Below are 25,471 nucleotides of genomic sequence, written 5' to 3'. Positions count from 1 at the left end.
CATCCGGGGGTGCTCAGGTCAAGCGCTTTTCGTGCATGCCCGTCGCGCCGCGCGCTCAGGCGGCGTCGCGCCGTGACCGTTTGACGGGGGCGTCGAACAGGATCCGCTCGATCGGCTGCGGGCGGCCGAACAGATAGCCCTGGGCGAAATTGACGCCGAGCGCCTTCAGCCGCTCGTACTCCTCGCGGGTCTCGACGCCTTCAGCCGTCACCGACATGTCGAGCCCGCGCGCCAGCGTCACGATCGCGGAGATGATGGCGGCGCTGCGCGGCTGATGCGTGAGATTGCGGATGAACGACTTGTCGATCTTGATCTTGTCGAACGGGAACGCGGTCAGATAGCTGAGCGAGGAATAGCCGGTGCCGAAATCGTCGAGCGCGAATTCGATGCCGAGACGCTTGAGCCGCTCCATGAAGGCGTGGTTCTCGCTGCCCCGCTCCAGCAGGACGGATTCGGTGATCTCGATCTCCAGTCGCTGGGGCGGCAGGCCGGAATCCGCGAGCGCCGCGCCGATCATCTCGAACAGCTCGGCTTCCTTGAACTGGATCGGCGACAGGTTAACGGCGACCGACAGATCGGAGGGCCAGCCTGCCGCATCCGCGCAGGCGCGCCGCAGCACGAATTCGCCGAGCGGCACGATCAGCCCGGTCTCCTCCGCAAGCTGGATGAACTGGTCCGGCGGGATCAGGCCGCGCGTCGGATGCCGCCAGCGCACCAACGCCTCGAAGCCGCGACGCGCCCCGCTGAGGGCGTCGATGAACGGCTGGTAATGCACCTCCAGCTGGCACCGCGCGATGGCATCGCGCAGATCGCCCTCCAGCGTGTTGCGGGCCTCCAGCTCGGCCGACATCGCCTCGTCGTAGACGGTGAAGCAATTGCGGCCCGCCGATTTCGAGCGATAGAGCGCAAGGTCCGCCTTCTTCAGCAATTGCTCCTGATCGCTGCCGTGATCCGGCGCGATGGCGATGCCGATGCTGGTGCCGATCTCGACGCGGTGGCCGGGCAGGAGGAACGGTTCGGTCAACAGCTTGGCGATCCGCGCCGCCAGCTCGGTCGCACAGGCGCGCTGATCTGCACCGGCTTCCTGGATGACGGCGAACTCGTCGCCACCGAGCCGCGCCAGCACGTCGGTGGCGCGCAATGCGGATTTCAGCCGCTGTGCCACCTGGCGCAGCAGCGCATCGCCGGCCCCGTGACCGAGGGAGTCGTTGACGTTCTTGAAGCGGTCGAGGTCGAGCATCAGGATCGAGAACGGCGGTCCCCGCACCCCCAGCTGGTTGTTCATCTCGTCGAGCCGGCCGAGAAAGAAGGCGCGGTTCGGCAGGCCGGTCAGGACGTCGGTCTGGGCGAGCTCGAGCACCCGCCGGTTGGCCAGTGACAGCCGTCGCGAATTGCGGCTCGCCAGCATGAGATAGGTCGACAGCGACAGCGTGAGCAGCATGCCGACGATCAGCACCGCGCTCGCGCGATCGTAAGTCGTCTCCAGCGGACCGCCGGCGGTGGGAACGGCCCGCACCTGCCAATCGGTATCGCCGATCTTGAGGCCGCCCGACCAGTGCAGCGTCCGGGTAACGTCCCGCATCGACTGCGGCGCCCTTGTCGCCGACGAATAGTCCGGCAGCATCTGCTCCAGGGTGACGATCTGCCCCGTGAAGGGCGGATAGACGTTGATGCTGACCGCGGGGCTTGCTCCGGTGGTCACGCGAATGGCCTGAATCAGCAGCGGCAGGTCGAAGATTCCGACCACGAAGCCGGCAAGATTGCGACGCCGGTCCGCGATCGTCTCGCGCGACGTCCCCTTGGCGTAGACGGGAACGGCAACGAGGACGTCGGGCAGCCGGCCTCCCTCCTCGGTTCGAACAGGCGGGTGCGGATGGCTGCGACGCTGTCGTGGTCGCGCGCGCGCTCCAGAATCGCGCGGCGCTCCGGAACGGTGGCGTAGTCCATTCCGTAGACCGACGAGGTCTTGGGCTGGGTCGAATAGAACACCGGAAAATATTCGTCGCTCTGCGGCGCCGTCGCGAAGCTCTCGCCCTGGAGCGACTTGATGCGATAGCCGGAGACGCCGTCCGTGATCGCCGCGGCCTCGTAATCGGAGCGCTCCTTGCGGTTGACGCGCGGCACCCAGGCCACGCGCAGCATGCCGGGATGGCGTTCGAACAGGCGGGCACTGAAGGTCTCGAACTCGCTGCGCGTAACTTCGTCGTTGGTCGATTCGAACAGCGTGCGCAGAGCGAGCAGCCTCGATATGTATTCGCCCATGCCGTTCTGCATGACGATCGCTTCCGTCTCGGCCGCGTTCTCGAACTCGATCCTGTTGACGCGATCTTCCCACCGCGCCACGGCGGCCGCGCCGACGACCGAGAACAGAAGACCGACGCCGACCGCGACGAGCGCGGGGCGGTACAGCCCGAGCAGCGGCGCGGCACGCCACCATCCGGTCATACGCCTCCGATCCTGATCGTGCTGATCGTACCGCCCATCTCGAAGCCGCCGTCCCCTATCCCGCGACAAGCCGAACCTCTGGTTGAGGCATCGGTCCGGCTATCGGAACAAGACCGCGGTTAAGAAACTGCACAATTTGGGAACCGGATCGTCCCGCAACGCACGGATTAGTTAACGAAGTGCGCGAACCATCCGGCACAGTGGAGACAAGTTGCCGAGTTTGCCCGGACTCCTACGGGGCGCCGACACGGTGCCGATTAGCCAGCTGTTCAGGCTCGCGGGGATATGTTGCGGAAGGTTTCTCAACTATCCGGCAAGGCCCCGATGCATCGATTTCGATCGACGAGATCCGTGATCCTGACCTGCGTGCTCATGGCAGCGACCACGCTGGCGGCCGGGGCCGAGGAGGCCGGCGTCAGCGGGGATGCGATCCTGTTCGGCCAGGCCGCCGCGCTGGAAGGTCCCTCCTCCGCGCTCGGGCAACGCATGCGGCAAGGCATCGTCGCAGCATTCACCGAGATCAATGCCAAGGGTGGCGTGCACGGCCGCAAGCTCCAGCTCATCAGCCGCGACGACGGCTACGATCCCGATCGTTCGGCGGCCGAGACGCTGCGGCTGATCGAGGACGACAAGGTGTTCGCGCTGATCGGCGCGGTGGGCACGCCGACCGCGATGGCGACAATTCCGATCACCAGCGCCAGGAACGTTCCCTTCATCGGCCCGTTCAGCGGTGCCGAATTCCTGCGCGATCTCGAACTCACGAACGTCGTCAACATCCGTGCGAGCTATGGTGCGGAGGCCGAAGCGTGGATCAAGCACCTCACCGAGGATCGCCACTTCACCCGCATCGGCATTTTCTACCAGGACGATTCCTTCGGCCGCGACGGTCTGACCGGTGTGAAGCGCGCGCTCGCCAGGCGCGGCCTCGAGCTCGCCGCCGAAGGCACCTTCGAGCGCAACACCCGTGCCGTCAAGGCCGCCTGGCGAACGATCAAGCGCGCCGAGCCCGAGGCCATCGTGATGGTCGGGACCTATGGTCCCTGCGCGGAGTTCATCAAGCTCGCGCACCGCAGCGGCTTCTATCCGACTTTCGTCAACATCTCCTTCGTCGGCGCCGTTGCACTCGCCAGGGAGCTCGGCCCCGAGGGCGAAGGTGTCATCGTCTCGCAGGTCGTGCCATTTCCATGGGACCGCTCGCTCAAGCTCGTCGCCGACTATCAGGCGGCGCAGAAGGCGGTCGATCCGACGCAGACACCGGACTTCGTATCGCTGGAAGGCTACCTCTCCGGCCGCCTCGCGGCCGCAGCGCTGGAACGGGCCGGACCGGAGCCGACCCGCGCAAGCCTGCTGCGCGCCATCAACGATGTCGGCCGCTTCGACATCAGCGGCAGCATTGTCGACGTCGGCGTCCGCATGATCGACGCGCCGCCGAAGGTGTTCTTGACGGTGATCCAGAAGGACGGGACGTTCAAGGCGATGGACCGGCTGTAGTTCATGGCCGCCGCGTCCAGTGCTCGGCGTTGACGGCGCCCGGCGGCACCTCGCCCTTCACGATCGCTTCGACCTGCCGCACGGTTTCCAGCGACTGATATTCGATTGCCTGTGGCGTCAGCCCGCCGACATGCGGGGTGGCGATCACGTTCGGAAGCTTCGCCAACTCGGGTGTCGGCATCTGGTCAGGCGCGCGGCCGACGTCGATCGCTGCACCGGCGATCCGGTTCTCCAATAACGCCTGCGCCAGCGCCGGCTCGTCGACGAGATTGCCGCGCGAGAGATTGATGAAGAACGCATGCCTCTGCATGCGCGCCAGCGCCGCCGCATTGACCAGATTCTCGGTCTGCTCGTTGGCGATCGCAAGGCAGACGACATAATCCGATGCCGCGAGCAGCTGGTCGAGGCCGACCTGCCGGATCGCGGCATCGCTGACATCGGCGAAGGGGTCGGAGACCAGAACCTCCATGCGCAGCACCTTTGCGACCCCGGCGAGATAGCGGCCGATGCTGCCGTAGCCGATGATGCCGATCGTGCTGCCGGCAAGCTGGCGGCCCATCCGCGCCTCCGGCTTGCGGCCGGCCTGGTAGTCCGCCGTCGTTCGCGACACGCCGCGGGAGAGATCGACCATGAAGCCGAGCGCGAGCTCGGCGACGGCCTGCACGAAGCCGGGACCGGCGCGGGTGACGAGCACGCCGACCTTCGAGGCCGCTTCCACATCGACGTTGCGGATATCGACGGCACAGCGGACGAAGGCGCGCAGATGCGGCAGCTCGGCGAAGATCCGGCCACGGCCTTCGGTCATGCGATCGGCGACGATGATGTCGGCGCCTTTCGCGGCCTGCACGAGGCCGGCGGCGTCAAGGGGTTCGTCGCTGTCGTGCAGGATCACCTCGGCGGCCGCGCGCAGACCGTTCAAGCTGCGGTCGCCGTAATAGTTGCGCCGCATCTCTGGCGTGTGAGCAAGCAGAACCTTCACGACGGGACTCCTTCCATCACCGAATGCCCGCGGCAGCGACCGTCGAAACCTGGCACAACGCCAGCTGAGGCAGGCATCCTGTCACAATTTGCCGCAGCGCGCAGCGTGACCCAGCGCACAGACGGATAGATGGCGGCCCCCTAGGAAAAGTGACATCATCGCGCGTATTGCCGTTGGAGGTGACATCATGCGCCACCCAGTCTTTTCCAATATGCTCGTTGCATCCGGTTTTTTCGCCCTCGCCCAGTTGATGACGCCGACGGAGGCCGCGGCCGAAGCGCGGCTAGCGCTGGTGATCGGCCAGTCCGCCTATCGCACCGTGCCCGAGCTGCCCAACGCCGCCAACGACGCCAAGGGCATGACGGAGCTGCTCGGCAATGCCGGCTTCACCGTCACCACGGCGGCCAATCTGGGACAGAATGAAATGCGCGCGGCGATTTCGGATTTCGCCGGCAAGGTCGGCGCCAGCGGCGCCGACACCGTCGCGCTGGTGTTTTATGCCGGCCACGGTCTGCAAATCGACGGCGAGAACTATCTCGTCCCGGTCGACCTCGACCCCAAGCGCGAGGCCGACATTCCGCTCCAGGGCGTGCGCCTCAACGACCTGCTCAACACGCTCGGCGCGCTACCGACACGCGCGCCATCTTCATGCTCGATGCCTGCCGCAACAATCCGTTCCCGGCGCTGAGCGGCGCCGGCCACGGCCTTGCGATCGTCGACACCAAGGCCGGCGCGCCCGGCTCCTTCATCTCCTATTCGACCTCGCCCGGCGCCGAAGCCGAGGACGGCAACGGCATCGACAGCCCCTACACCGCGGCCGCGCTGACCATCGCCAAGCAGCCCAATCTGCCGATCGAGGAAGTGTTCAAGCGCATCCGCGTCGCCGTCGCGCAATCGACCGACGGACGGCAGATCCCGTGGGAAAGCTCCTCGCTGACCACCGACTTCAGGTTCTTCGGCGAGAGCAGCGGCAGCACGCCCGCCGTTCCCGGCGCATCCGCGATGGCGCTCGCCGGCGGCACGCGCAGCGTCGAGGACTGGCGCAAGACCTTGCAGGGCAAGCCGGCCATGGCCGCCTATGAGCTCGTGATCACCGAGGACACCGTGGAGGCGTATCAGGCCTATATCGAGCTGTACGCCCAGGACACCCGCACGCCGCGCCTGCGCACGGTGCTGGAACGGCGTCGGCAGATGCTGGCCTGGGAGCGCGCCACCGCGATCAACACCCGCGCTTCGTTCGAGGCTTATCTGGCCAACTGGGACAACAGCGATCTCGCCGCGACCGCGCGCCGGCTGCTGCTGCGCGTGCAGAACCGCAATTATGGCGTGCCCGTCGCCGCCGCAGCGACCCCGGTCGCGGTCGCGATGGCTCCGACCTGCCCGTGCTCGGCCCCGACGGCACCGGCAACGCCGGCCAATCCGAGCGTCGCGCCCGTGATCAAGAAGCGCGTCGACGACACGCCGCCAAAGCGCAAGATGGTCGAGACGCCGCCGAAGCGCCGGCCTCCGCCCGACGAAGTGGTCTACGAGCGCGCCCCGCCTCCCGGCCCGCCGCCCGGCGCCATCATGCAGGGCGTCGGCATCGGGATCGGCATCGGCATGGGAATGGGCAGCCGCGGCGGCGGCGACCATTATCGCGGCGACTACAACCGCAGGTACTGAGCCGACCCCCGCATCCTCACCACACCGGCTCGCGCCACACGCGAGCCGGTTTTATTGCGATAATGCCGGATGGTCACGCTGGAGGGCCTCGCGGACCCAGCCGGCCTGAATCGCGCGAAACAGGATCTGCGCGGTCTTGGCGTCGTCGGCCTTCATGCAGAGGTCGACGATGCGGCGGACCGCATCGTCGCGCATCAGATCGTCTGCGATCTTCATCGCGATTTCCATCGCGACGCGGGCGGCACGTTCGTAGCGCTCACGCTCACGCTCGCGCTTGGCAGTCCGTGCGGAGCCTCCGACGGCCTCCGCGCCTGCTTTCGCAGCCTCGCAGATGTGACGAATGCGCTCCGCCGCCTCGATGTCGCCGATCGGCCCCCGGATCGGCTCATCCCAGATGTCGGCCGGCTGCCGCCTTGCGAACCACTTCATTGCCCCCACCAATGGTCTTCGTTGGCTTGCGCCGTTTACGACGTGCGGCGCGGCCCGATCGCCTCGAACTGCGCCTTCTGCTCGTCGTTGAGCGTGGCATAGAAATCTTCGAGCGCCGCGCGCACCGACCTGATCCCGTCCAGCATAGCCTCGAGCCGCTTGCGGATTGTGGCCATCCGGGCCGGCGGTGTCATCACCTCATTGGGCTCGCAGGCCGCCTTCAGCGAGGCGCTGACCCTTGTGCTGGTATCCTGCAGCACCTGGAGCGCCGCGCGCTGGGTGTCGCTGGGGCGAAGTCTTTCCTCAATCGTGGCGCCGGGCCAATCGAATGCGGCGGGCACGCTGCAGGTCTGCACCGACGATCCGCTCGCATTGTTCGCACGACGCTGATCCTCGGCCAGCGCATTGAAGCGCGCCTTCTGTTCGTCGTTGAGCGAGCCATAGAACTGGTCGAGCGCAGGCTGGACCAGGTCGACCGCCTTCTGCATCGCCTCGATGCGCTGCTGCATCGCCGCGAGCCGGCCGGGCGCCGTCGCGGCGGCCTGCGTCGGACAGGACGTGCGGATCAGCGCTGCCGCGTCGACGGAGGCGTTGCCGAGCGCATCCAGAGCGGCGCCCTGCGCATCGGTCGGCTGCACCGCGGATGCAATCTGATCGATCGGCAGCCCGGCGATGGCACGGCGGTCGCTGCCGCAGAGGTGATCGAGCGGCGCGCTGCGGGCCCGCCGTCGACCCTGCGGCTGCTGCGGCAGATAGGCCGACAGGCGATCATAGCCGTAGGGGCCGAATATTCCGGCATAGATGTCCGGGTAGCCGTAACCCCAGAAGCCGAGCCCGTCGCCCCAGATCGTGTAGTCGTAGAGGTCGTTGTAGGCGAACGGCCAGAACAGCGGCCCGACCCAGCCGTAGCCGCCACCTGCATGTTGCCACCAGCCGCTGCTTGCGCCGCTCCAGCCGGCCAGTGCGGCGGCTGCGGCGAGCTGCGCACGCGCCGCCGGATTGCTGATCAGCCGGCCATTGCGGAATGCGCTGGCGTTCAGGGCGTTGCGGAAGTTGGCCGGCCGGATCGCGGCATTGCGGATCCGACCGAAATTGGGGCCGCCGCGTCGGGCACCGCCGGTAAACCGCATGCCGCGATGATGGCCGCCAACATGCGCGTGACCGTGGCCACGGACATGTCCGCCACCGTGATGGCCGCCGCCATGCCCGCCTCCATGGCCCCCGCCATGTCCGCCTCCATGTCCGCCCTTCGCCAGCGCCGCGCCCGCCAGCATGCAGGCAAGGGCCATCGCGGCAATTCCAACGACCGGTCGCACCATCGCACCCTCCCGCGCAAAGCCCTGCCATCGAGGCATGGGAAATTGGCGGGAATTGGAACCATCAGCATTGCCGAAAGTTCCCGGTCTCTGGCTGAGGCCGGCGCTACGCCTCCGGCACGATCTTGCCGGGGTTGAAGATGTTGAGCGGATCGAGCGCCTTCTTCAGGGCCCGCATGGCGTCGAGCGCCTCAGGGCCGAGCTCCGCCTTCAGATATTTCTGCTTGCCCTGTCCGATGCCGTGCTCGCCGGTGCAGGTGCCGTCCATCGCCTGCGCGCGCTCGACCAGACGATGCATGAATTCTTCGCCGCGCGCCATCTCGTCCGCGTCGTTGGTGTCACAGACCAGCGAGCAATGGAAATTGCCGTCGCCGACATGGCCGACGATCGGCGACAGCAGGTTGAGCCGCTTGAGATCCTCCTCGGTCTCGCTGACGCAGTCGGCAAGCCGCGAGATCGGCACGCAGACGTCGGTCGCGACCACGCCGATGCTGTCGCCGGGCCGCAGCGCCTTCACGGACCAATAGGCGTCGTGCCGCGCCTGCCACAGCTTGGTGCGGTCCTCGGGCTTGGTGGTCCAGGAGAAATCGCCGCCGCCGCAATCCCGGGCGATCTCGCCGAACGCCTTGGACTGCTCGGCGACCTCGATCTCGCTGCCGTGGAATTCCATCAGCAGCAGCGGCGTCTCCGGCAGCGTCAGCTTGGAATAGGCGTTGCACGCCCGCACCTGCGCAGTGTTGAGCAGCTCGATGCGCGCCACGGGAATGCCGGTCTGGATCGCCAGGATCACGGCTTGGCAGGCCCCGTGCACGCTCGCGAACGACACCGCACCGGCGGCGATCGTCTCGGGGATGCCGCGCAGGCGGATGGTCAATTCCGAGATGATGCCGAGCGTGCCTTCGGCGCCGACGAACAGATGCGTCAGGTCGTACCCGGCAGACGACTTCTTGGCCCGCGTGCCCGTGGTGATGATCTCGCCATCGCCGCGCACCACCTTCAGCGCCAGCACGCTGTCGCGCATGGTGCCGTAGCGCACCGCGTTGGTGCCGGAGGCGCGGGTCGAGGCCATGCCGCCGAGCGAAGCATCGGCGCCGGGATCGATCGGGAAGAACAGACCCTGGTCGCGCAGATGCTCGTTGAGCGCCTTGCGGGTCACGCCGGGCTGGATCACGCAGTCGAGGTCCTCGGCATGCACCGCGAGCACCTTGTTCATGTCGCGCAGATCGATCGAGATACCGCCGGCGGGCGCGTTGACCTGGCCCTCGAGCGAGGTGCCGGTGCCGAAGGGAATGACGGGGACACGGTTCTTGGCGCAGATCCGCACCACGTCCTGGATGTCGGCGGTCTCCTGCGCCACCACCACGCCGTCAGGCGGCTGGTTGGGAAGCCAGGTGGTGGTATGGCCGTGCTGCTCGCGGACGGCCTGCGAGGTGATGAGGCGGTTGCCGAAGCGTGCGGCGAGCTGCTCCAGCGCGCTCGCGAGGGCTTTCGGCTCCGGCCGCGGCGGATTATTGGTGATGGTGGTGCCCACGGAATTCCTCCCGACAGAAGAACCGTGGCAAAGGACATAAAACCGGTCAAGTCAAGCGACCGGACGCATAGCTGGAAGGAAACATGCCGGAGACTGCCGCCCCGACGCCCAAAGCCGCGCCGTTCCGCGCCTCGATCATGCAGATCGAGCCGCAATGGATCGACTATAACGGCCATCTCAACATGGCCTATTACAACGTGATGTTCGACCGCGCGATCGACCAGCTCTGGGCCGAGCTCGGCATCGGACCGACCTACATGAAGGAGCGAGGCGGCTCGACCTTCACGGCCGAATGCCATGTGCGCTACTTGCGCGAGATTCACCTCGGCGATCCCGTGCAAATCTTCGTCTGGCTGCTCGAGGCCGACGACAAACGGCTGCACACATTCGAGGAGATGCGGCACGCGAGCGAAGGCTGGCTGTCCGCCACGTCCGAGAACATGTCGCTGCATATGGACATGAATGCGCGGCGCGTCGCGCCGTTTCCGCCCGACATCAGCGAGCGTGTCGCTGCGGTCATAAAGGCCCACAGCGCGGTGGAACGCCCCGAGGGCATCGGCCGCAACGTGGCGATGCCCTCGAAGCGGTGAGCGCTATACCCTGTTGCGGCCGCGCGCCAAACCGACCACGGCCGAGACCAGGAACAGAACGACCGCGATGAAGAAGATGATCTTGGCGATCTCGATCGAAGCGCCGGCGACGCCGCCGAAGCCCAGGATGCCGGCGATCAGTGCGATAACCAGAAACGTCACAACCCAGCCTAGCATGGTCAAACCCTCGTCTTGATGTTGTCTGCGTCCGGCGCGGCTCGCCGCACCACCTGCGAGACAATCTCAAGGCGGGAACGATGGTTCCGACCCGGGCAGGCGGGAAATTCGCAAGCCGCGAAGGAACAAATTGGCCCGCCACGCACGTGGAAAACCTCTTTTCGTCGCCCCATATAGCCACCATCCCTGTTAGAAGGCTCCCTTCCGCCACCCCGCGGTGCCATCGTGGGGGCCAAATGATCTGCATGACCGAGCCGAGCAAGATCACAGGCGTACCCGACCACCAGCCCGCAGCCGGCGGCATCGCCGCGCGTGCGCGCGCCTCGGTGGGCCCGCAATATCTGTCCGGGCTCAATCCGAGCAGCGCGAGGCTGTCGAGACGCTGGAGGGCCCGGTCCTGGTGCTGGCCGGCGCCGGCACCGGCAAGACCCGCGTGCTGACGACGCGCATCGCCCATATCCTGAGCCAGGGCCGCGCCCGTCCCGCCGAGATCCTGTCGGTGACCTTCACCAACAAGGCCGCGCGCGAGATGAAGCACCGGCTCGGCCAGATGCTCGGCCATGCCGTCGAGGGCATGCCGTGGCTCGGCACCTTCCACTCCATCGGCGGCCGCATCCTGCGTTTCCATGCCGAGCTGGCGCAGCTCAAGTCGAACTTCACCGTGCTCGACGTCGACGACCAGGTCCGGTTGCTGAAGCAGTTGCTTCAAGCCGAGAACATCGACGACAAGCGCTGGCCGGCGCGCATGCTCGCCGGACTGATCGACGGCTGGAAGAACCGCGGCCTGACGCCCTCGCAGGTGCCCTCGGGCGAAGCCGCCACGTTCGCCAACGGCAAGGGCGGCAAGCTCTATGCGAGCTATCAGGAGCGGCTGAAGATCTTGAATGCGGCCGATTTCGGCGATCTCCTGCTTGAGAACATCCGCATCTTCCGCGAGCACCCGGATATCCTCCGGCAGTACCAGCAGCGCTTCAAGTACATCCTGGTCGACGAGTATCAAGACACCAACGTCGCGCAATATCTGTGGCTGCGGCTGCTGTCGCAGGCGCCCTCGAAGCCAGCCGCTCACACCGTCATTCCGGAGCGGCTCGAAGAGCCGAATCCGGAATCCCGAGATGAGCCCTCAGCTCTGGATTCCGGATCTGCGCCTGCGGCGCATCCCGGAATGACGGAGCGAGCGGCGCTGGCGGCTGCTTCTGCGGCGCCCACCAAGAACATCTGCTGCGTCGGCGACGACGACCAGTCGATCTACGGCTGGCGCGGCGCCGAGGTCGACAACATCCTGCGCTTCGAGCACGATTTCCCCGGCGCCAAGGTCATTCGCCTGGAGCGCAATTATCGCTCGACCGGCCACATCCTCGCCGCCGCCTCGCATCTGATCGCGCACAACGAAGGCCGGCTCGGCAAGACGCTGCGCACCGAGGACCAGGACGGCGAGAAGGTCACGGTCACCGGCTCGTGGGATTCCGAGGAGGAAGCGCGCGGCATCGGCGAGGAGATCGAGCAGCTGCAGCGCCGCGGCGAGAAGCTCAACGAGATTGCGATCCTGGTGCGCGCCTCCTACCAGATGCGCGAGTTCGAAGACCGCTTCGTCACGCTCGGCCTGCCCTATCGCGTCATCGGCGGCCCGCGCTTCTACGAGCGCGCGGAGATCCGCGATGCGCTGGCCTATTTGCGCGTCATCAACTCCCCGGCCGACGACCTCGCCTTCGAGCGCATCGTCAACGTGCCCAAGCGCGGTCTCGGCGATGCCACGGTGCAGATGCTGCACGACCACGCCCGCAAGCGCCGCATCCCCCTGTTCGAGGCGGCCCGCGCCGTGGTCGAGACCGACGAGCTGAAGCCGAAGGCGCGCGGCTCGCTTCGCGACGTCGTCGCCCAGTTTGACCGCTGGCGCGCCCAGCGCGAGGTCACCGCACACACCGATCTCGCCCAGATCGTGCTCGACGAGAGCGGCTATACCGAGATGTGGCAGAAGGACCGTTCGGCGGACGCCGCGGGCCGGCTGGAGAACCTGAAAGAGCTGGTGCGCTCGATGGAGGAGTTCGAGAACCTGCAAGGTTTCCTCGAACACATCTCGCTGGTGATGGATCGCGAGGGCGGCGCCGAGGAGGATGCGGTGTCGCTGATGACATTGCATTCGGCCAAGGGGCTCGAATTCGACAACGTGTTCCTGCCGGGCTGGGAGGAAGGCCTGTTTCCAAGCCAGCGCACGCTGGACGAACAGGGCCGCGCCGGCCTGGAAGAAGAGCGCCGGCTCGGCCATGTCGGCCTGACCCGCGCCCGCCGCCGCGCCATGATCTATTTCGCCACCAATCGGCGCATCCACGGCACCTGGTCGACCACGATCCCCTCGCGCTTCCTCGACGAATTGCCGGCGGCCAATGTCGAGATCACGGAATCCAAGGGCGGCTCGGCCTGGGGCGGCACCGGCGGCTATGGCGCCTCGCGCTTCGACGACATGGAGGCGTTCGGCTCGACCTATTCGACCCCGGGCTGGCAGCGGGCGCAGGCCAACCGCAACCGCAGCAGTGGCCGCAATGGCGGCGGCCGAAGCGGCGGCTTCGAGGAAGAAGCCGCGACGTTCTCATCATCATCGGGCCCCGATTTCGGCAGCTTCGCCTCGCGCCGTCGCGGTCCGCTGACGATCGAGGGCGAGCTGGTCGCCAAGTCGACCGGCACCACGTCGGAATTCTCGCTGTCCGATCGCGTCTTCCACCAGAAGTTCGGCTACGGCCGCGTCACCAAGATCGACGGCAACAAGCTCACCATCGCCTTCGACAAGGCCGGCGAGAAGAAGGTCGTGGACAGTTTCGTGCAGCGGGCGTGAGGCCCCGATTTGGCTCAGTACGTTGCCATCATCGAGGATACCGATCCGGACGAAGCCGTGGGCCTGTGGTTTCCGGACCTGCCCGGCTGCTTTTCGGGAGGTGACGATATCGACGAGGCCCTGGAGAATGCGCCCGAGGCGCTCGCGCTCTATGCTCAGGACCTCGCCGCGGATGGCCGCGCGCTTCCCCCGCCGCGGACATTGGACGAGCTCAAGGCAGACGCCGATGTGGCCGGTGACCTCAGAAACCACACGGTCGCCCTGATCGAATGGCCGTCCCGCGACGCCGCCGAGTGAGGACTGTTCGCCGCACTCCCCTGGCCTTCGACGGTTCTGCGCCGAACAGGTCTTGACCATCGCGAACTTCCCCGTATCAGATGCGGCCATGGTCCGGGGCATCGCACTGATCTTGCTTGCATTGGGGATGCCGTCGCTGGCGGCGGCGGAGACCATGAGCTTTGGCGATCTCGATCGGCAAGCTGGCGGCGAGCTGCGGCGCGGAAATCGTCGCCAATTGCCGCGGCGTCAACCCGGATCTGAACCGGCTGAAGGAATGCCTGTCGCGCAACCGCGACGTACTCGCCGCAATGCGCGAGCGACTATCTCGGCGTCTTCGACGCCATTCAGAAGCGCGTTGCCGCGCGCGTCACCGTGGCGAACGCCTGCCAGCGCGAGATCGTCAAGGTCTGCGGCGGCTCGACCAAGGAGACCAGCAAGTCGGTCCCCTGCCTGGTCTCGACCCCCAAGGGCATCAGCAACAACTGCCTGAAAGCCGTTGACGACGCGGGGTATCGCTGATGCGCGCGAAACGGCTCACCACCGCGGGACTGGGCATCGCGCTGGGCTTCGCGCTGCTCGCCGGCCCTGCACGTGCGCAGACGGCGGCGCCGACCCGCGACGACATCGTCGCCAAGCTGAACCGTTTCGAGCAGGCTGCCGAGGTCGATCTGCCCGCGCTGAAGCAGCAGGTGATGGAGCGCGCCAAGACCAGGATCAAGAACGATCCGGGACCCGTGAACCGGCCGCTGATCGCGCCCGATCTGGCCAAGCTGCCGGCCTTCAATGCACAGATCCAGTTCGATGCCGACACGCCCATCATCCAGCCGGCCTCCTACCAGACCGTCGGCCGCATCGCGGACGCGTTGGTTCATTCCTCGCTGCTGCCCTACACGTTCCTGATCGTCGGCCATGTCGAATCCAATTCGAAGACGCGCGAGGCCAATGCGATCCTGAGCCAGCGCCGCGCCGACGCGATCCGCGATGTGCTGGTGAACACGTTCAAGATCTCGACCAAGCGCCTGCATCCGATCGGCCTCGGCGAGGAGCAGTTGCTCGACCGGGCCAGGCCGACTTCGGCCGTCAACGGCCAGTTGCAAATCCTGACCTATGCCAAGCTGCCGGAGGAGGCGCCACATCCGGCGGCGCCGGCGCCTGCGGCGAAAAAGCCCGCCAAGAAGCGCTGAGCGGAGACGGCTGCGCGCCTGGCGGAACCTTTTGAAGTCCTGATCGTTTTGGGGCCTGTCCAGCACGCACCCATACGGCCTTGCGCGACAATAGTGCCGGTTTGTGCACCGCCCGGTCCAGTGCTATAGCGACTGCTCGCCCTTCCCGATCCCGTGCTGCATGAGACCAAAATGGGTGGCTTGTTCCAGCGCCAACTTGCCGTTTACGTCGAGTACCATCGCGATCCCCGCAACACGGCGATGCATGTGGTCGGTATTCTCCTGCTGTTCACCGGCGCGGTGCTGCCGCTGACGCTGGTCAGGCTTCCGCTGTTCGGTTTCGACGTCAGCCTTGCGGTGATCCTGGCCTTGCCGGTTCTGATCTATTGGCTGCTGCTCGATGTGGCGCTCGGGATCGGCATTCTGGCGGTCTCCATCGTGCTGTTTTCGGTTGCGTCGACCATCGCGGCGCAGGTCAGCACCGCGGCGATGTGGGCGATTTTCGCTGCGCTGGTGGTGCTCGGCCTCGCCGCGCAGACCATCGGCCACAAGGTTTTTGAGGGGCGCGAAGCCTCGCTGTTCACTTTTCCTTCGCATCTTTTCCTTGGACCGATGTTCGTGATGGCAAAATTGTTCATTGCCTTGGGCTTCCGTCGCGACCTTGCCGCGATTCTGGCGCCTCTTCCGACCAATTCCCTTTCAACCCGATAGCTCTAGAAGCGAAACAGCAACCTTCTGCATGGCTCTCGTCCTGGTTACCGGTGGCAGTGGCTTCATCGGACATCATCTCGTCGAAGCGCTCCGCGGCCGTGGGCAGCGGGTGCGTGTTCTCGACATCCGTGCGCCGGCCGCGGCGAACGCCGACGTCGAACACGTCCATGGCTCGGTGCTGGACGGCGCCGCGGTCGATGCGGCGCTCGCCGGGGTCGATCAGGTCTATCACCTCGCCGGCCTGCCCGGCATGTGGGTCGCCAACAAGCAGGACTTTCACGAGGTCAATTGCCGCGGCACCGAGATCGTGCTCGCGGCCGCGATGAAGCGCGGCGTGTCGCGCTTTCTGCACTGCTCGACGGAATCGATCCTGTTCCCCTATTCCGACCTCAAAGGCATTCCTGCCGAGGAAGCGCTGCAGCCGGCCGACGCCATGCCCGGCGCCTACACGCGCTCGAAGTCGCTCGCCGAGCATTGCGCCGCAAAGGCCGCGGCCAGCGGTTTTCCGCTCGTGATCGGCACGCCGACCATGCCGATCGGCGCCGCCGACCACAATCTGACGCCGCCGACCGCGATGCTCTGGTACTTCCTCCAGAAGAAGGTGCAGCCGCATCTCAATTTCCTGGTCAACCTCGTCGACGTTCGCGACGTTGCCATGGGCCTGGTGCTGACCATGGAACGGGGCCGCCAGGGCCAGCGCTACATCCTCGGCGGCGACTGCGTTCCGCTCGGCAACATCCTGCGGATGATGTCGGCGATGAGCGGCCGCCGGCAGTACCCGATCGTCGTGCCCGGCAGGCTCGCCGAGCTCTCCGGCATCATGCTCGAATATCTGGCCGACAACTTCACGCGCAGGCCCCCCAACGGCACCGCCGAGGGCGTGCGCATCGCGCTCGCCGCGAGCGATCTTTCGATCGGCAAGGCGCGCACCGAGCTCGGCTATTCGCCGCGTCCGATCGAGCCGGTGCTGCGCGAAACCATCACCCACCTGCTCGCCCGCAACGGCCAGCAGCCCACCGGCGCCATCGAGCATCGCGCGCTCTCCTCGCGCGCGGGCTGACGCCGCCGCTTCAAACGCAAAGAACCTTCATGTCTTTCGATTTCAGCAAGCTTCTCTCTGTCGCCTGGGGTGGTTGGACCACGACCTGGCCGACGCAACTGCTCGCCCTGATCTGGCTCGCTTTTCTGGCTAGCTGGGTCGGCGCCTCGTTCTGGCAGGGGCAGACCAAGAAGCAGGTCATGACGCTGGAGTCTCAGCGCTATCGCCTGCCGATCCTGGTCGGCGGCATCCTGTACACGCCGTTCATTGCGGAAGCCATGGGCTGGAAGCCGCTTTGGGTGCTCGGCAACACCGGCATTGTGATCGCTGCGGTCCTCTCAGTCGCCGGCATCGCCTTCGCATGGTGGGGGCGGCTGCATCTCGGAAAATTCTGGTCCAACACCATCACCCACAAGGAAGATCACCGCGTCATCGACACTGGCCCCTACGGTATCGTCCGTCACCCGATCTACACCGGACTGATCTTCGGGATGCTGGTGACCGGCGTCGCAATCGGCTTGGTGACGACAATCCTCGGCGCCATCCTGATCTCGCTCGGCATGTGGCAGAAGGGCCGGATGGAAGAGGTGTTCCTCTCCAAGGAGCTCGGCGAAGACGCCTATGGCGCCTATTGCCGCCGCGTGCCGATGATCATTCCGTTCCTCTCTCCGCGGTAAGCGGGCAGTCCTCGCTCTCGTATCCCGGACGCGCTGCAACGCGTAGCGTTGCTGCGCAGAGCCGGGCCCCAGAAGCGAGATAGTGCCGGCAGCGGAGATGGGCCCCGGCTCTGCAGCACACCGCGAAACGCGCGCTGCGCTGCGTCCGGGGCACGAGCGCAGGTTCCGGCGCACCAAGGAACCGCTCCTCCCTACGCCCGTTACCCCTCGACACCTGCAACATGTGCAGAGCATCGAGCCATGTCGGATGCCTACGATTATTTTCGCGCGCACGCGATCGCCGCCCTGCGCAAGGCGCGGGCACTGCCGCCTGGGCGGACGAAGCAGAAGCAGCGCACGGTGGCGCGGGTCTATCACCTGCTGTCCAGGGAGGCCGCGCTCGCGCCGAACATCCAGCACCTCGACGATTTTCGCACGGCACGGCAGCTCGAGCGGCAGATTGGCCGTTGATCTCCGGGCACTATTGGTCGGCGCTCGCCCCATGCAAATTCGATCGGCTGCCATTCCGCGGGATTAGGCCCCGGCGGCAGGCCGCACCGGTTGACGTCTGCCCCGCCAGCCAGTTGGATGCGCGCGCAAACAGGGGCTCCTCATGACCTTCTCCAGCATCTTCGCGCAATTCGTCGCGATCCTCGGCGGCGTGGCGCTGCAATGGCGCAGGATGACGGGCAGCGAGCCCGCGCCGGCCTGGGGAGCGGCCCCCGCCATTCCCGAAGCGAAGCCGCAAGGCGCGATCCCGACCTTGAAGATGCCGACCGCGCGCGGCTGGAGCGAGGGCCAGAAGCCGACCGTCGCTCCCGGACTCAAGGTCAATGCGTTCGCGACCGGCCTCGACCATCCACGCTGGATCGAGGTGCTGCCGAACGGCGACGTGCTGATCGCAGAGGCGACCCAGATCGCAGGCGCCCCGCGCAGCGTGTTCCACTATGCGATGCAGGCGACGATGCGCCGGGCCGCCGCGCTTGGCGTGTCCGCCGACCGCATCACGCTCTTGCGCGACAAGGACGGCGACGGCGTCGCCGAACACCGCGGCGCCTTCATGGAGAACCTCAGCCAGCCCTTCGGCATGGCGCTGGTCGGCGACACCTTCTATGTCGGCAACACCGACGGCGTGATGGCGTTTCCCAATGTCGCGGGCGCCGACCGCATCACCGCGCCGGGCAAGAGGCTCACGACGTTCAAGCCGGGCGGACATTGGACGCGCAGCCTGCTCGCCAGTCCCGACGGCACCAAGCTCTATGCCGGCGTCGGCTCGCTCAGCAACATCGCCGAGATGGGCATGGAGGTCGAGGAAGGCCGTGCCGCGGTGTACGAGCTCGACCTCGTCGCCGGCACGAATCGCATCTTCGGCGCGGGCCTGCGCAATCCCGTGGGCCTTGCCTGGGAGCCGAACACGAACGTGCTCTGGACCGTCGTCAACGAGCGCGACGGGCTCGGCGACGAGACGCCGCCGGATTATCTCACCTCGGTGCGCGACGGCGGCTTCTACGGCTGGCCCTATTGCTATTGGGGCAAGACGGTGGACGACCGCGTGCCGCAGGATCCGGCGATGGTCGCCAAGGCGCTGCAGCCGGACTACGCGCTCGGCGGCCACACCGCTTCGCTCGGCCTGTGCTGGATGCCCGCAGGCACCCTGCCCGGCTTCGGCGACGGCATGGTGACCGGCCAGCACGGCTCGTGGAATCGCAGCAAGCTGTCCGGCTACAAGCTGGTGTTCGTCCCGTTCGAGAACGGAAAGCCGTCCGGTCCCGGTCGCGACATCCTGTCAGGCTTCCTGTCACCCGACGAGAAGGAATCCTACGGCCGCCCGGTCGGCGTTGCGATCGGCCCCGACAAGACGTCGCTGCTGATGGCCGACGACGTCGGCAACGTGATCTGGCGTGTGACGGGGGCGTAGGTCGAAATAGGCGGGATCGGCGCCGCGGACTGGCTGCACCTCTCCCGCCTGCGGGAGAGGTCGCGGAGCGAAGCGACGCAGGCGAGGGTTCTTTCCTCTAGGGGGTCTCCCGTTGCGGAGAGACCCTCTTCCCAACCCTCTCCCGCAAGCGGGAGAGGGGGCGCAGCGCCGCCTTGATTCCCTTCACGTCCCCACGCACAGCGTGGCGCGCTGCTTGCGCAGCAGCGCGATCACCGAGAGCGCGGTGATCAGGCCGGTCTTGGGATTCTCCGACGGGATGTTCTCGATGCCCATCGAGAACCGCGCCGAATCCGCTTCGACCTCGATGCGGTGAACGTTGCGCGTCACGGTCGGGTCGGCCCAAACCTGGATCCGGGTCCGATCGGGCCCGATGCCCGCCAGCGACAGCGCGACGGCGACGTTGACGTTCGCCGGAAAGCCCTTCGCCGCTTCGCGCGCGCTGCCTTCGAACAGCTTCAGCGGCTCGCGCAGATTGTCGATGTCGATGTTGTTCTGCACGATGAACGGCGCGCCCTTCAGCCCGTCGATCGGCTTGCGCGTCACCATCTGCACCGAATGGATGGTGCCGACCGCGGCGGCGTTGACGGCATCGAGCCCGATCAGCGCGCCGGTCGGCACCAGGATGCGGCCGCCATTGGCGCGGGCGAGATCGACGAGGTCGAAATTATCGAGCAGGCCGCCGGCGCTGACCACGACCGCGGCCTTACCGCGCCGCACCGCCGGCTCGACGATGGACCGCAGATGATGGCTCGGCGCGCATTCGACCACGATGTCGGCGGCCTCGCCGAGCTGTTCGATCGGCAGCACTTGCGGCGGGCGGCGCAGGCCGCCGATGAAAGCCTGATGCTTGGCGGGATCGCGCGCGGCGACGGCCGACAGGGTCAGTCCCTCGATGCCCTGATCGAGCGCGGTCGCGACCTTGGTGCCGATCGAGCCCAGCCCCGCGATGGCAACCCGCAATTGGTTCGAGGCTTCCTGTCCAGCCATGGCATCCTGCTTTCTCGTTGGCTGATGTCTTAGCGCAACATTTTCTGTATAAGCCAGCCCGAATTGGTTTGCCTTGCCAGCCCACCAGGCCTTGCTGCGGCCTGGAGCGCGATCCGCCGGTGCGAACCGCTGATGTGTCCCGATGGAGGTCCTCATGCGCACTCATTCGATCGCCGCCATTCCCGCCGACGGCATCGGCCCCGAGGTGATCTCGGCCGGGATCCGTGTGCTGGAGGCTCTGGCAAAGCGCAGCGGCGATCTCACCTTCAACGTCAAGACGTTCGACTGGGGCTCGGACTATTACAAGAAGCACGGCGTCATGATGCCGGCCGACGGCCTCGCCGAGCTGAAGAAGTTCGACGCGATCTATTTCGGTGCGGTCGGCGCGCCTGATGTGCCCGATCACATCACGCTGTGGGGGCTGCGCCTGCCGATCTGCCAGGGCTTCGACCAATACGCCAATGTGCGGCCGACGAAGATCCTGCCCGGCGTCGCCTCGCCGCTGCGCAATGTCGGTGTCGGCGATCTCGACTGGGTGATCGTGCGCGAGAATTCGGAAGGCGAATATGCCGGCATGGGCGGTCGGGCGCACAAGGGCCTGCCGGAAGAGGTCGGCACCGAAGTCGCCGTGTTCACCCGCGTCGGCGTCACCCGCATCATGCGCTATGCCTTCCAGCTCGCGCAGTCGCGCCCGCGCAAATTCCTGACCGTGGTGACCAAGTCGAACGCCCAGCGCCACGGCATGGTGATGTGGGACGAGATCGCCGCCGAGGTCGCGAGCGAATTCCCCGACGTCACCTGGGACAAGATGCTGGTCGACGCCATGACGGTGCGCATGACGCTGCATCCGAAGAGCCTCGACACCATCGTCGCGACCAATCTGCACGCCGACATCCTCTCTGACCTTGCCGGTGCGCTGGCGGGAAGCCTCGGCGTGGCGCCGACCGCTAACATCGATCCGCAGCGCCGCTTCCCCTCGATGTTCGAGCCGATTCACGGTTCGGCCTTCGACATCACCGGCAAGGGCATCGCCAACCCGGTCGCGACCTTCTGGACCGGCGCGCAGATGCTCGAGCATCTCGGTGAGAAGGACGCCGCAGCCCGCCTGATGGCGGCGGTCGAGCGCGTCTGCGCGGCCGGCGTGCTGACGCCCGACGTCGGCGGCAAGGCGACGACGAAGGAGGTCACGGACGCCGTGGTCGAGGCGATCCAGGGAACGAACGTGTAGCTCCCTCCTCTCCCCGCATGCGAGGAGAGGCAAAGAGCCTACTTCCGCTTCGCCGAAGCCGCCGGCGGCGCCGCCATCGCGGCTGCAGGCTCGGGCGGCGTCAGGTGGCGCGGGACGATGATGGTTTGCCCCGGCGTGAGCTGGGCATTCTCTGCAAGCGAATTGCTCTGCGCGAGCGTCCACAGCGGCACGCGATTGGCGGCGGCGATGCTCTCCATGGTGTCGCCGCGGCGCACCGGGATCTGCACACCGGAGTCCCACAATTCGACCAACGTGTCCGCAGGCACGAGATAGCGCAGCGGCACGGCATCGGCCTCAGTCTGCGGCGGAATGCGCGGCAGCCGCGTCACCATATCGACGATCTGGCGATGGATGTCGTCGGACTTCTCGATATTGATGTGCGAGACGCGCGCGTTTTCCTTCAGGTCGTAGCTCGCGTAATGGCCGCGAAAGCCGGGGACCGCGACGACGTCGCCGCCGCCGAGCACGCTGTCGGACAGGAAGATGTTGATGAAGCGCTCGACATTGAGCGGCACGTCGCCGGTCGCGTGCGCGGGATCGATGGCGATAACGAGGCTGATCGGGATGTTTTCCTTGGCCGCCATCTCGGAGATGACGACCGAGCACAGCCCGCCCATGGAATGGCCGATCAGTACGATCGGCGCCGCCTGCTCCTTGTAGCTGGCGATGACGCGATTGCCGATGAACCGGCACAGGGTGAATTCGTAGACATCGGCGGAAAATCCGGCCTGTGTCAGTTTCTCGCCGAGCCGGTCCATGCCGGTCGAGAAGATCGGCCCCATGGCACCGCGGAACAGGTAGACCTTCGGCGGCGGCAACGGCTCGAATGGCGGGGGCGGCGGCGCAGCAGGCACGGCCGCATTGGTCTTGGACTTGGCGGGCGAGGCAGCGGCTATGCCGGGGCCCCAGGCCATCAGCGCAATCGCTGCCAGCACGATCAGTCGCCTCCAGATCAATCATCAGTCCAGCAGTCCCACCGCGGGAGGCAAAGGCCTCCCCCGGGGCTTCATGACCGCGGATTTGGCGGATTTTGCGGCGCCGAAACTGAGCCGATTTGCCTCAGTTCCTGGTTTGCCTCAGTTCCTGGCCGGGGCGGTCGCGGCCGCCGAGCGCGCCTGCCGCGGGGCGCCGTGTTCGGCGACCGGCGTGGCCGGAGCGCGCGAGCGCATGATCGCGGCGTCGATCTCGGCGATGACGCGGCGCTGGATCGCCTCGTTCTTGTCGATCGAGATATGACCGACGCCGGAGCCGCGCACGTCGACATTGTCGAGCTTGCCGCGGAGGCCCGCTGCGGCCCGCACCGGCTCGCCGGGCCCATCGCCGATATAGATGTTGATGTAGCGCTCGGCGCCGGTCGAGAGCTTGGTCTTGAACACGGAGTCGAGACCGATCGCGAGCTTCACGGGCACGCCGAGCTGGTTGAGCTTGGCGATCATGTCGGGCAGCGCGGTCGCGCCGGAGGAATGGCCGACCAGGACGATGGTCTTGAGCCGGCCGGCCTTGTAGGCGGCCGCCGCTTCGTCGGCGAGCGAGGACCAGGACACGAAATTGGCGACCGTCACCGGGATGCCCTGCGCCTGGAGCCGGGCGCCGATCGTGTCGAGCCCGAGCGAGAAGATGTTGAGCACGCCACGGAGCAGATAGACGTGGGTGGTCGCGGCCGCGGCCTGGCTCGGCGCGGCCCTGGCGGGGCTCGGATTGATGGCAACAGCTGACAGCAGGATCAGGCCCATCGCCCATGCACGGAGGGCGGACAACTGGCTGGCGCCGGCGGTGTGACGGCCGTTCGATCTCATCGATGTTTTCCCTGGAGACATACGCTGTGCGACTGGCCGGAATCGTAGCCACGGCCTGCTCGCAGACGCAACAAAGAGCCGCGTGAGCGACAATCTTAGCCGCAAGCAGTGACCATCGCGCAACACTTGCCTGAAACCTGCCACCGAAGGGCCTGTTTTGAGACCATTTTTCTCCGGGGAATTGCGGGCCGGCAAGTGCGTTCCTATTTCAGGGCTCCGCTGACCTCCCTCCGGGACCGGTCCGGCCCCCTCCCCAACCTTGCCCCTCAGCCTTGCGGCCATCATGTCCTCCATCATCTCCGTCGCCAATCTGTCCAAGACCTATGGGTCCGGCTTCAAGGCGCTCAAGAACGTCAATCTCGATATCAAGCGCGGCGAGATTTTCGCCCTGCTCGGGCCCAACGGCGCCGGCAAGACCACGCTGATCTCCATCATCTGCGGCATCGCCAATCCGAGCGAAGGCCGCGTGCTGGTCGGCGGCGAGGACATCCAGTCCTCTTACCGCAAGGCGCGCTCGCTGATCGGCCTCGTGCCGCAGGAATTGCACACCGACGCCTTCGAGAGCGTGTGGGCGACTGTCAGCTTCTCCCGCGGCCTGTTCGGCAAGCCGAAGAATCCTGCACACATCGAGAAGGTGCTGAAGGATCTCTCGCTGTGGGACAAGAAGGACAGCAAGATCATCACGCTGTCCGGCGGCATGAAGCGCCGCGTCATGATCGCGAAAGCGCTGTCGCACGAGCCGCAGATCCTGTTCCTGGACGAGCCCACCGCGGGCGTCGACGTCGAGCTGCGCAAGGGCATGTGGGAGGTGGTGCGCACCCTGCAACAGTCCGGCGTCACCATCATCCTCACCACCCATTACATCGAGGAAGCCGAGGAGATGGCCGACCGCATCGGCGTCATCAACAAGGGCGAGATCGTGCTGGTCGAGGACAAGACGACCTTGATGCAGAAGCTCGGCAAGAAGCGTCTGACGCTGCATCTGCAGGGCAAGATCGCCGCGCTGCCGGAGAGCCTTCGCCATTACGAGCTCGAGCTCTGCGATGGCGGCGCGACGCTGGTCTACGATTATGACACCCAGGGCGAGCGCACCGGCATCACCAGTCTGCTCGGCGACCTCCGCACCGCCGGCATCCGCTTCAACGATCTCGACACGACGCAATCGTCGCTCGAGGACATCTTCGTCGACCTCGTGAGGACGTCATGAACCATCGCGCCATCCGCGCCATCTATCTGTTCGAAATGGCGCGCACCTGGCGTACGCTGCTGCAAAGCATCGTCTCGCCGGTGGTCTCGACGTCGCTCTATTTCGTGGTGTTCGGTGCCGCGATCGGCTCGCGCATCAGCCAGGTCGAGGGCGTCAGCTACGGCACCTTCATCGTGCCGGGCCTGATCATGCTCTCGGTCCTGACGCAGAGCATCGCCAACGCCTCGTTCGGCATCTATTTCCCGAAATTCACCGGCACGATCTACGAGATCCTGTCGGCACCGATCTCCTACTTCGAGATCGTGCTCGGCTATGTCGGCGCCGCCGCGACCAAGTCGATCATTCTGGGCCTGATCATCCTGGCGACCGCCGGCCTGTTCGTGCCGCTGCATATCCACCATCCCGTCTGGATGCTGGCCTTCCTGGTGCTGACGGCGGTGACGTTCAGCCTGTTCGGCTTCATCATCGGTATCTGGGCCGACGGCTTCGAAAAACTGCAGATGATTCCGATGCTGGTGGTGACACCGCTGACCTTCCTCGGCGGCAGCTTCTATTCGATCGACATGCTGCCGCCCGCCTGGCGCACGGTGGCGCTGCTCAATCCGGTCGTCTACCTGATCTCCGGCTTTCGCTGGAGCTTCTACGAGATCGCGGATGTCAGCATGGCCGTCAGCGTCGGCATGACGCTGGCGTTCCTGGTGATCTGCCTCGTCGTGATCTGGTGGATTTTCCGCACGGGGTATCGGCTGAAGAACTGACCGCTCTGTGATTCCGGGGCGCGCGCAGCACGAGCCCGGAATCCATTGTGCGGCGGGTTGGTGGATGAATGGATTCCGGGCTCGTGCTGCGCGCGCCCGGAATGACGAGGTCGGCAGGCACCGAAGTGACATCGTCAACGCGCCGCGCGGTCCGAATGGTTTGCGTCTTTGTGACGAATTGTCGGCATCGAACGCACGTCCGGCTCGCGAAAATGTCAGCGCCGCCGCGCGTGGCGC

The 25,471-nt window shown here is 66.3% G+C and carries 20 protein-coding genes and 4 pseudogenes; 15 read left to right on the top strand and 9 right to left on the bottom strand.

Translation table 11 applies throughout. From position 1 onward, the window contains the following. Window positions 1-55: 55 nt before the first annotated feature. A pseudogene (locus ACETMP_RS31065) lies at window positions 56-2,445 on the bottom strand (EAL domain-containing protein). 324 nt (window positions 2,446-2,769) lie between these two features. On the opposite strand from ACETMP_RS31065, the gene ACETMP_RS31060 reads away from it, so the two are divergent. Continuing rightward, window positions 2,770-3,936 carry an ABC transporter substrate-binding protein gene (locus ACETMP_RS31060; protein WP_375159116.1) on the top strand — a complete coding sequence of 389 codons (1,167 nt, stop codon included), beginning with the start codon at window positions 2,770-2,772 and terminating at the stop codon, window positions 3,934-3,936. Between the two features lies 1 nt (window position 3,937). On the opposite strand, the gene ACETMP_RS31055 is transcribed toward ACETMP_RS31060, so the two are convergent. Further along, on the bottom strand, window positions 3,938-4,915 hold the full coding sequence (locus tag ACETMP_RS31055) for an NAD(P)-dependent oxidoreductase (RefSeq protein WP_375159115.1): 978 nt from the start codon (window positions 4,913-4,915) through the stop codon (window positions 3,938-3,940). A 187-nt stretch (window positions 4,916-5,102) separates the two neighbouring features. On the opposite strand from ACETMP_RS31055, the pseudogene ACETMP_RS31050 reads away from it, so the two are divergent. Next, window positions 5,103-6,577, top strand: a pseudogene (locus tag ACETMP_RS31050) (caspase domain-containing protein). Between the two features lie 51 nt (window positions 6,578-6,628). Here ACETMP_RS31050 and ACETMP_RS31045 read toward each other — a convergent pair. The 3 genes from ACETMP_RS31045 to ACETMP_RS31035 form a co-directional block, all read right to left on the bottom strand. Beyond that, window positions 6,629-7,006 (bottom strand): hypothetical protein, encoded by a 378-nt coding sequence (locus ACETMP_RS31045; RefSeq protein ID WP_375159114.1) that lies wholly within the window; start codon window positions 7,004-7,006, stop codon window positions 6,629-6,631. 35 nt (window positions 7,007-7,041) lie between these two features. Beyond that, window positions 7,042-8,325 carry a Spy/CpxP family protein refolding chaperone gene (locus tag ACETMP_RS31040; protein ID WP_375159113.1) on the bottom strand — a complete coding sequence of 428 codons (1,284 nt, stop codon included), beginning with the start codon at window positions 8,323-8,325 and terminating at the stop codon, window positions 7,042-7,044. A gap of 103 nt (window positions 8,326-8,428) precedes the next feature. After that, window positions 8,429-9,853: an FAD-binding oxidoreductase gene (locus ACETMP_RS31035; RefSeq protein ID WP_375159112.1), complete on the bottom strand. Its 1,425-nt coding sequence runs from the start codon at window positions 9,851-9,853 to the stop codon at window positions 8,429-8,431. A gap of 83 nt (window positions 9,854-9,936) precedes the next feature. Between ACETMP_RS31035 and ACETMP_RS31030 the strand changes: the two genes are divergently transcribed. After that, entirely contained in the window at window positions 9,937-10,443 is a 507-nt protein-coding gene (locus tag ACETMP_RS31030; RefSeq protein WP_375159111.1) for a thioesterase family protein, read from the top strand. Between the two features lie 3 nt (window positions 10,444-10,446). Here the strand turns inward: ACETMP_RS31030 and ACETMP_RS31025 are convergent, their stop codons facing one another. After that, window positions 10,447-10,620, bottom strand: coding sequence for a DUF1328 domain-containing protein (locus ACETMP_RS31025; RefSeq protein WP_028138034.1), 174 nt, complete (start codon window positions 10,618-10,620; stop codon window positions 10,447-10,449). A 236-nt stretch (window positions 10,621-10,856) separates the two neighbouring features. Here ACETMP_RS31025 and ACETMP_RS31020 point away from each other — a divergent pair. The 9 genes and pseudogenes from ACETMP_RS31020 to ACETMP_RS30980 all read left to right on the top strand — a co-directional run bounded on the left by ACETMP_RS31020 (window position 10,857) and on the right by ACETMP_RS30980 (window position 19,216). Next, window positions 10,857-13,450, top strand: a pseudogene (locus tag ACETMP_RS31020) (ATP-dependent helicase). Between the two features lie 9 nt (window positions 13,451-13,459). After that, entirely contained in the window at window positions 13,460-13,747 is a 288-nt protein-coding gene (locus ACETMP_RS31015) for a type II toxin-antitoxin system HicB family antitoxin (RefSeq protein WP_375159110.1), read from the top strand. An 88-nt stretch (window positions 13,748-13,835) separates the two neighbouring features. After that, window positions 13,836-14,248, top strand: a pseudogene (locus tag ACETMP_RS31010) (hypothetical protein). Continuing rightward, window positions 14,248-14,913, top strand: a complete 666-nt coding sequence (locus ACETMP_RS31005; RefSeq protein WP_375159109.1) for an OmpA family protein — start codon at window positions 14,248-14,250, stop codon at window positions 14,911-14,913. Before ACETMP_RS31010 ends, ACETMP_RS31005 begins: the two are co-directional and overlap by 1 nt. Window positions 14,914-15,084: 171 nt before the next feature. After that, window positions 15,085-15,603 (top strand): DUF962 domain-containing protein, encoded by a 519-nt coding sequence (locus ACETMP_RS31000; protein WP_028138039.1) that lies wholly within the window; start codon window positions 15,085-15,087, stop codon window positions 15,601-15,603. Between the two features lie 28 nt (window positions 15,604-15,631). Continuing rightward, entirely contained in the window at window positions 15,632-16,663 is a 1,032-nt protein-coding gene (locus ACETMP_RS30995; RefSeq protein ID WP_375159108.1) for an NAD-dependent epimerase/dehydratase family protein, read from the top strand. A 29-nt stretch (window positions 16,664-16,692) separates the two neighbouring features. After that, a complete protein-coding gene (locus ACETMP_RS30990; protein ID WP_375159107.1) occupies window positions 16,693-17,319 on the top strand; it encodes a methyltransferase family protein in 627 nt (208 codons plus the stop codon). A gap of 240 nt (window positions 17,320-17,559) precedes the next feature. Continuing rightward, window positions 17,560-17,769: a hypothetical protein gene (locus ACETMP_RS30985; RefSeq protein ID WP_375159106.1), complete on the top strand. Its 210-nt coding sequence runs from the start codon at window positions 17,560-17,562 to the stop codon at window positions 17,767-17,769. Between the two features lie 142 nt (window positions 17,770-17,911). Next, window positions 17,912-19,216, top strand: coding sequence for a PQQ-dependent sugar dehydrogenase (locus ACETMP_RS30980; RefSeq protein WP_375159105.1), 1,305 nt, complete (start codon window positions 17,912-17,914; stop codon window positions 19,214-19,216). A 183-nt stretch (window positions 19,217-19,399) separates the two neighbouring features. On the opposite strand, the gene ACETMP_RS30975 is transcribed toward ACETMP_RS30980, so the two are convergent. Then, window positions 19,400-20,224: an aspartate dehydrogenase gene (locus tag ACETMP_RS30975; protein WP_375159104.1), complete on the bottom strand. Its 825-nt coding sequence runs from the start codon at window positions 20,222-20,224 to the stop codon at window positions 19,400-19,402. Window positions 20,225-20,378: 154 nt separating this feature from the next. On the opposite strand from ACETMP_RS30975, the gene ACETMP_RS30970 reads away from it, so the two are divergent. After that, window positions 20,379-21,452: a tartrate dehydrogenase gene (locus ACETMP_RS30970; RefSeq protein WP_375159103.1), complete on the top strand. Its 1,074-nt coding sequence runs from the start codon at window positions 20,379-20,381 to the stop codon at window positions 21,450-21,452. 38 nt (window positions 21,453-21,490) lie between these two features. Here the strand turns inward: ACETMP_RS30970 and ACETMP_RS30965 are convergent, their stop codons facing one another. Together ACETMP_RS30965 and ACETMP_RS30960 are read right to left on the bottom strand one after the other, a co-directional pair. Further along, complete coding sequence (locus ACETMP_RS30965) at window positions 21,491-22,408, bottom strand: LysM peptidoglycan-binding domain-containing protein (RefSeq protein ID WP_375159102.1); 918 nt, start codon at window positions 22,406-22,408, stop codon at window positions 21,491-21,493. Window positions 22,409-22,549: 141 nt separating this feature from the next. After that, window positions 22,550-23,269 (bottom strand): hypothetical protein, encoded by a 720-nt coding sequence (locus tag ACETMP_RS30960; RefSeq protein ID WP_375159101.1) that lies wholly within the window; start codon window positions 23,267-23,269, stop codon window positions 22,550-22,552. Window positions 23,270-23,552: 283 nt separating this feature from the next. Between ACETMP_RS30960 and ACETMP_RS30955 the strand changes: the two genes are divergently transcribed. Beyond that, on the top strand, window positions 23,553-24,476 hold the full coding sequence (locus tag ACETMP_RS30955; protein WP_375159100.1) for an ABC transporter ATP-binding protein: 924 nt from the start codon (window positions 23,553-23,555) through the stop codon (window positions 24,474-24,476). Next, window positions 24,473-25,234, top strand: a complete 762-nt coding sequence (locus ACETMP_RS30950; RefSeq protein WP_257176067.1) for an ABC transporter permease — start codon at window positions 24,473-24,475, stop codon at window positions 25,232-25,234. Before ACETMP_RS30955 ends, ACETMP_RS30950 begins: the two co-directional genes overlap by 4 nt. The last annotated feature ends 237 nt before the right edge of the window (window positions 25,235-25,471 follow it).

The sequence above is a fragment of the Bradyrhizobium dasycarpum genome, assembly GCF_042019905.1.
GTDB classification, from domain to species: domain Bacteria; phylum Pseudomonadota; class Alphaproteobacteria; order Rhizobiales; family Xanthobacteraceae; genus Bradyrhizobium; species Bradyrhizobium japonicum_B.
This window is presented reverse-complemented; position numbering and strand designations above follow the sequence as displayed.

Excerpts from the sequence above, each read along its gene's own strand:
- ACETMP_RS31060 (WP_375159116.1), top strand. The coding sequence starts at position 2,770 with ATGCATCGATTTCGATCGACGAGATCCGTGATCCTGACCTGCGTGCTC.
- ACETMP_RS31045 (WP_375159114.1), bottom strand. The coding sequence starts at position 7,006 with ATGAAGTGGTTCGCAAGGCGGCAGCCGGCCGACATCTGGGATGAGCCG.
- ACETMP_RS31040 (WP_375159113.1), bottom strand. The coding sequence starts at position 8,325 with ATGGTGCGACCGGTCGTTGGAATTGCCGCGATGGCCCTTGCCTGCATG.
- ACETMP_RS31030 (WP_375159111.1), top strand. The coding sequence starts at position 9,937 with ATGCCGGAGACTGCCGCCCCGACGCCCAAAGCCGCGCCGTTCCGCGCC.
- ACETMP_RS31025 (WP_028138034.1), bottom strand. The coding sequence starts at position 10,620 with ATGCTAGGCTGGGTTGTGACGTTTCTGGTTATCGCACTGATCGCCGGC.
- ACETMP_RS31005 (WP_375159109.1), top strand. The coding sequence starts at position 14,248 with ATGCGCGCGAAACGGCTCACCACCGCGGGACTGGGCATCGCGCTGGGC.
- ACETMP_RS31000 (WP_028138039.1), top strand. The coding sequence starts at position 15,085 with ATGGGTGGCTTGTTCCAGCGCCAACTTGCCGTTTACGTCGAGTACCAT.
- ACETMP_RS30995 (WP_375159108.1), top strand. The coding sequence starts at position 15,632 with ATGGCTCTCGTCCTGGTTACCGGTGGCAGTGGCTTCATCGGACATCAT.
- ACETMP_RS30990 (WP_375159107.1), top strand. The coding sequence starts at position 16,693 with ATGTCTTTCGATTTCAGCAAGCTTCTCTCTGTCGCCTGGGGTGGTTGG.
- ACETMP_RS30985 (WP_375159106.1), top strand. The coding sequence starts at position 17,560 with ATGTCGGATGCCTACGATTATTTTCGCGCGCACGCGATCGCCGCCCTG.
- ACETMP_RS30980 (WP_375159105.1), top strand. The coding sequence starts at position 17,912 with ATGACCTTCTCCAGCATCTTCGCGCAATTCGTCGCGATCCTCGGCGGC.
- ACETMP_RS30975 (WP_375159104.1), bottom strand. The coding sequence starts at position 20,224 with ATGGCTGGACAGGAAGCCTCGAACCAATTGCGGGTTGCCATCGCGGGG.
- ACETMP_RS30970 (WP_375159103.1), top strand. The coding sequence starts at position 20,379 with ATGCGCACTCATTCGATCGCCGCCATTCCCGCCGACGGCATCGGCCCC.
- ACETMP_RS30960 (WP_375159101.1), bottom strand. The coding sequence starts at position 23,269 with ATGAGATCGAACGGCCGTCACACCGCCGGCGCCAGCCAGTTGTCCGCC.
- ACETMP_RS30955 (WP_375159100.1), top strand. The coding sequence starts at position 23,553 with ATGTCCTCCATCATCTCCGTCGCCAATCTGTCCAAGACCTATGGGTCC.
- ACETMP_RS30950 (WP_257176067.1), top strand. The coding sequence starts at position 24,473 with ATGAACCATCGCGCCATCCGCGCCATCTATCTGTTCGAAATGGCGCGC.